Raw genomic sequence first — 4,844 nt, 5'->3', positions numbered from 1 at the left:
GCGGCTTGAAGTTGTGCGCTCTCGCGAAGAAATGCGCCGGGAAGCCTATGGTTTCCTGCCTGATGGGTGATTCGACAGCGCTTGCCTCAGCAATTGTGCGGTGCTGCCCTATACAACAGAAATCTTGTCCCCAACGCACGGACGTTACGCAAGCAAATGACGCCCCAGGAGCGGCACTTCTGGTATGATTTTCTCCGCAATTATCCGGTAAAAGTATACCGGCAACGGGTGATTTCCAATTTTATTGTGGATTTTTACTGTGCGTCGGCTAAATTGGTCATCGAATTGGACGGCTCCCAGCACTACGAGCCGCAGGGCATGGCCTATGACGCGGAACGAACGGCCATTCTGCAAAATCTCGGCTTGCAAGTGGTACGCTTTTCCAATCGGGACATTGACCGTAATTTTGACGGTGTCTGTACCTATTTAGATCAACTGATTCGGGGGCGAACGATATGACTAACTTTGATTTTCTTCTCTCTGACCCTCAATTTGCTACTTTCGGAGAGGTGGCGGTTTCTGCCGAAAAAATCTATACCATCGACCCGGCGGCTTGTGCGCTGAACTGCCGACGCTGCATGGAATTTGCCGTGAAATGGATGTACTCCGTGGACGGTGGGTTGGTCATGCCCTATGATGTCCGGCTGGCCAGCCTTATGGACACGGAGGATTTCCGGGCCATTGTAGACCGTGACCTGTGGCGGCGCATGGACTACATACGCCGGACGGGTAACAACGCCGCCCATACGGGGAAGAAAATCACAGCAGAGCAGGCGGCGCTGTGCCTGGAGAATCTCTGGTACTTCATGGATTTTGTGGCCTGCTGTTATGGGACAACTTATACGCCTGGAGCATTTGACCCGGCGTTGTTGGAGGGGAGTACCCCTCAGTCGGCTGCGCCTACTCAGAGCCTCCCCTTTCAAGGGGAGGTGCCCCAGCATGGGGCGGAGGGGTGCTATTTGGAGCAAGGAGCCGAGGTTGATCTTGCCGCCCTTATGGCGGAAAACGCGGCGCTCAGGGCGGAACTCACTGCCCGCCGGGAAACACAGCAGAAGTCCTACACGCCCAAGCCCCTGGATCTCTCCGAATACAAAACGCGCAAGCTGTATATTGACGCCATGTTGATCGATGCAGGATGGACGGAGGGGAAGGATTGGATCAACGAAGTGGAGCTGCCCGGTATGCCCAATAAAAGTGAAGTGGGCTATGCGGACTATGTTCTCCACGATGACACTCACCGCCCCCTGGCCGTAATTGAAGCCAAGCGCACCTGTGTGGACCCGGCCAAGGGACGCCAGCAGGCCAAACTGTACGCCGACCTGCTGGAACAGCAGTATGGCCGCCGTCCGGTGGTGTTTCTGACCAACGGCTTTGATACCCGTATGGATGACGGGGCCTACCCGGAGCGGAAAGTGGCTGCCATTTACTCCAAGCGGGATTTGGAAAAACTATTCAATCTTCGGGCCATGCGGACAAGCCTAAAATACATCCAGGTGGACAAGGAGATCGCCGGGCGTTATTACCAGGAGGGAGCCATCAAGGCGGTGTGCCAGACTTTCCGGCAGAATCATCGGAAAGCCCTGCTGGTCATGGCTACCGGTTCCGGTAAGACCAGAACCGTCATTGCACTGGTCAAGGTGCTGCTGGAGCATAACTGGGCGAAAAATATTCTGTTTCTGGCAGATCGTACGTCCCTAGTCACCCAGGCCAAGCGCAGCTTTGTCAATCTGCTGCCGGATTTGTCAGTCACCAATCTGTGCGAGGAAAAAACGAACGGTTCGGCCCGCTGCGTCTTTTCCACCTATCAGACCATGATGAATTGCATCGATACCATGGAGGACAGCGAAGGCAAATTGTTCACCGTGGGCCACTTCGATCTGCTCATCTGTGACGAAGCCCATCGCTCCATCTACAACAAGTATCGGGATATTTTCAATTACTTTGACGCACCGCTGGTAGGCCTGACTGCTACGCCCAAGGATGAGATTGACAAGAATACCTATGATGTTTTTGAACTGGATACAGGTGTACCCACTTACGGCTATGAACTGGCCCAGGCGGTTAAAGATGGTTTTCTGGTGGACTTTCTCATAGTGGAGAGTAAGCTGAAATTCCTGGAAGAAGGCATTGCTTACGACGATTTACCCGCAGAGGAGCGGGAAGAATACGAGAACACATTTACCGACGAAAACGGGGAGCTGCCGGAGCGGAGCAGCTCGTCCAAACTCAATGAGTGGGTGTTTAATGAAGACACCATCCGCAAGGCGCTCCACCTTCTCATGGAAAACGGCCTGAAAATCGACTACGGGGAAAAGCTGGGTAAGACAATCATTTTTGCCAAGACCCACAACCATGCAGAAAAGATTCTGGAGGTATTCGGCAAAGAATACCCCCATTTGCACGGGTATGCCAAGGTCATCGACAACCGTATGACCTATGCGCAAAGCGCCATTGACGAGTTTTCCGACCCCAAGAAGCTGCCCCAGATTGCCATTTCCGTGGATATGCTGGACACCGGCATTGATGTGCCGGAGGTGCTGAATCTGGTGTTCTTTAAAAAAGTCATGAGTAAGGCCAAGTTCTGGCAGATGATTGGCCGTGGCACCCGACTGTGTCCGGGGCTCATAGACGGAAAGGACAAAGAGAAATTTTATATCTTCGATTTGTGCGGTAACTTTGAGTTTTTCCGCATGAATAAGGGCAAAGCCTCTGCCAATCAGATGGCCCTGCAAAGTGCAATTTTTTATCTGAAAGCGCAGATTGTCTACAAACTTCAGGATTTAGCCTACCAGACCAAAGAACTGATCCTGTTTCGGGAAACGCTGGTGCGGGAGATGCTGGCCAAGGTGCAGGAGCTGGACCGGGAGAATTTTGCCGTGCGGCAGCATCTGCGGTATGTAGAAAAGTTTGCAGACCCGGAGAGCTACACGACACTCAGCTATGAGGATACCCTGCATCTGCGGGACGAGGTGGCGCCACTGCTCCAGCCGGATGAGGACGAGGCCAGCGCCGTGCGGTTTGATGCGCTGATGTATGGCATCGAACTGGCCTATCTTGTGGGGAAGAAGTATGCAAAGGCCCGTACCGATCTCTTTAAAAAGGTCACAGGCGTGGCAAACGTGGCCAATATCCCGGAAATCCGGGCTCAGTCGGAACTGATTGAGAAAATCCTGCACACCGACTATCTGGACACCGCTGGCATCAATGAGTTTGAACACATCCGGGAGTGCCTGCGTGGCTTGATGAAGTACCTTCCGCGGGGTGGTGAGGTGTATACTACCAATTTTATAGACGATATTCTGTCCGTGGAGTGGAAGGAATCGGAGCTGGAGAACGATGATTTGAAAAACTACAAGGCCAAGGCAGAATTCTATGTCCGGCAGCACCAGGACAATGCGGCCATTGCCAAACTGCGCTCTAATGTTCCGCTGACTGCTGCGGATGTGAAGGAACTGGAAACCATTCTCTGGAGTGAGGTGGGTACCAAACAGGACTATGAAGCGGAGATTGGACAGAAGCCCTTGGGTGAATTTGTCCGGGAAATCGTGGGTATGGACATGAATGCCGCCAAGGAAGCGTTTGCCCAGTATCTCAATGATGTCAACCTGGACAGCCGACAAATCTACTTTGTCAATCAGATTGTGGAGTACATCGTCCATAACGGCGTGATGAAAGACCTGTCTGTTCTCCAGGAGCCGCCCTTTACCGACCAGGGCAGTATCGTGGAAGTTTTTACGGACATATCACTGTGGGCAGGTATTAAGGGTATCATCGACCAGATCAATGCTAACGCCGCAGCGTAGAAAAAGTGCAGATGTCTACGTTGAAGCTGCCACGCAAGTAATATAGTCATGTCATAAAGATTACAAGGGAGAAGAATATGTGCATTGAAAATAAATATTGTGCGTTTATTGATATATTGGGATTTAAAGAAAACGTGAAAAACTTTGAATCTGCTCTACATTACTATCGGTCTTATTTTGGTGCATATCATAGTTTAGATAAAATGCACGATGAACTAGTAAAAGCTGTTCAGTCAGCTCTGCCGTGGCATCAAGCAGCAAATTCGTCTGTACAAAGTTGCTGCTTTTCTGATTCAATTATTCTATCGTCTTCGAATTGGAAAACATTGTTGTTCAAAATATGCAACATAATGTCTTTTATGACGAGTTCCAAATTTGTATTTCGCGGTGGAATAGGATATGGTAAGCACGTTTCTGAAACAACAAATGGCGATTTTTACATTGTGAGTGAAGGATTGGTTCATGCAGTAGAAATTGAAAGCTCCAAAGCAAAGTACCCACGGATTGTACTTGATAAGTCAGCATTGAATGCTATTGTCGATTCCGCAGAGTCTCCGTGGGATTTAAATCATATGCTGATTCAAAGTGAAGATGACTTATGGTTTGTAAATCCATTCTTTTTGAATCCCGATATTCGAGATATTCATGCACAGGTAAAGGAGTGGATTGAACAATATCAAGGAGAGGTCTTCGTAGATAAGTATCTATGGATGAACGACCTATGTAAATTTTTTATGTATAAAGATGAAATCCGTGAAAATCCAGAAGCATATTTTTCTGGAAAGCTATGGGATAATCCCACTGGGGATCTGTGTGAACATCGTTTCTTTTATCCGCATATATTTCAATGCGGTATTTTTGGCCAGTTTAATTATTCCTTAGACATGGGTATGTACCAAAGGAACTTTGAAGAAAACTACATGACTATAAGAGACTATCCTAAGTTTTGTGTAAACCTCCTGAGTGGTGTAGAATAGAAGCACCACATTGGAGGTTTTACATATGGCCAGAAAGAATCGCACCCCAGAAGAAAACGCCCGT

General features: G+C 49.3%; 3 protein-coding genes. All 3 read left to right on the top strand.

Features of this window, described 5'->3' with window-relative positions:
• Positions 1-66: 66 nt before the first annotated feature.
• The 3 genes from ACTQ33_RS16895 (at position 67) to ACTQ33_RS16885 (ending at position 4,780) form a co-directional block, all read left to right on the top strand.
• The gene (locus ACTQ33_RS16895) at positions 67-459 is read left to right on the top strand and encodes an endonuclease domain-containing protein (RefSeq protein ID WP_441465660.1); all 393 of its coding nucleotides are present in this window, start codon (positions 67-69) and stop codon (positions 457-459) included.
• Positions 456-3,803 (top strand): DEAD/DEAH box helicase family protein, encoded by a 3,348-nt coding sequence (locus ACTQ33_RS16890; RefSeq protein WP_441465659.1) that lies wholly within the window; start codon positions 456-458, stop codon positions 3,801-3,803. Before ACTQ33_RS16895 ends, ACTQ33_RS16890 begins: the two co-directional genes overlap by 4 nt.
• 77 nt (positions 3,804-3,880) lie before the next feature.
• Positions 3,881-4,780: a hypothetical protein gene (locus tag ACTQ33_RS16885; protein ID WP_441465658.1), complete on the top strand. Its 900-nt coding sequence runs from the start codon at positions 3,881-3,883 to the stop codon at positions 4,778-4,780.
• Positions 4,781-4,844: the final 64 nt, after the last annotated feature.

The sequence above is a fragment of the Candidatus Avoscillospira sp. LCP25S3_F1 genome (assembly GCF_052117125.1).
Classification (GTDB): Bacteria; Bacillota; Clostridia; order Oscillospirales; family Oscillospiraceae; genus Avoscillospira_A.
Note: the sequence above shows the minus strand (reverse complement) of the source record. Positions and strands in the feature narration are given on the sequence as shown.